General features: G+C 52.7%; 2 protein-coding genes. Both read left to right on the top strand.

Annotation, left to right across the window (positions count from 1 at the left end; translation table 11 throughout):
• Nucleotides 1–291, top strand: a 291-nt coding sequence (locus tag QEH59_RS18685; RefSeq protein WP_308986904.1) for a type II toxin-antitoxin system RelE/ParE family toxin, incomplete at its 5' end; no start/stop codon positions are given.
• An 86-nt stretch (nt 292–377) separates the two neighbouring features.
• Nucleotides 378–579, top strand: a 202-nt coding sequence (locus tag QEH59_RS18680; protein ID WP_308986903.1) for a HigA family addiction module antitoxin, incomplete at its 3' end; no start/stop codon positions are given.

Below are 579 nucleotides of genomic sequence, written 5' to 3'. Positions count from 1 at the left end.
CGCGTTGCCCTGCGGAAGCTCATTCAAATGAACCGAGCCAGAGACCTCGCGGATTTATCGGTGCCGCCAGGAAACCGTCTGGAAGCACTCAAAGGCGATTTAATGGGATTTCATTCCATTCGAATTAACAGGCACCTAGCGCGAGAAGCGCGGAGATGGTCAGCTCGAAGAGATGGGTCCACAGAACTTCCTGAGGCGGGTGCCCTCCGGGCGACGAAGGAACAATGGCGCATTGTCTTTCGCTGGACAGAACAAGGGCCGGCAGACGTCCAAATTCAAGACTACCATTGACAATCCCCCTATAACGTCATACGTTACGCACCATAAATCCGCCGATCACACTGGGAGAAATCTTACTTGAAGAATACCTAGAACCAATGGGCATTTCACAAAATGCTATGGCACGCGCAATTGGAGTCGCCCCACGGGCAATCAATGAAATTGTGCACGCTAAACGCTCCATCACACCGCAAATGTCGATCCGCTTCGGGGCGTTTTTCAAACAGTCAGAAGACTTCTGGCACGGTATCCAAGTCGAGTGCGATTTCCGCGCCTTACGCAAAGAAGCTCCCCGCCTCA

This window comes from Thalassobacterium sedimentorum (assembly GCF_031127905.1).
GTDB lineage: Bacteria > Verrucomicrobiota > Verrucomicrobiia > Opitutales > Coraliomargaritaceae > Thalassobacterium > Thalassobacterium sedimentorum.
This window is presented reverse-complemented; position numbering and strand designations above follow the sequence as displayed.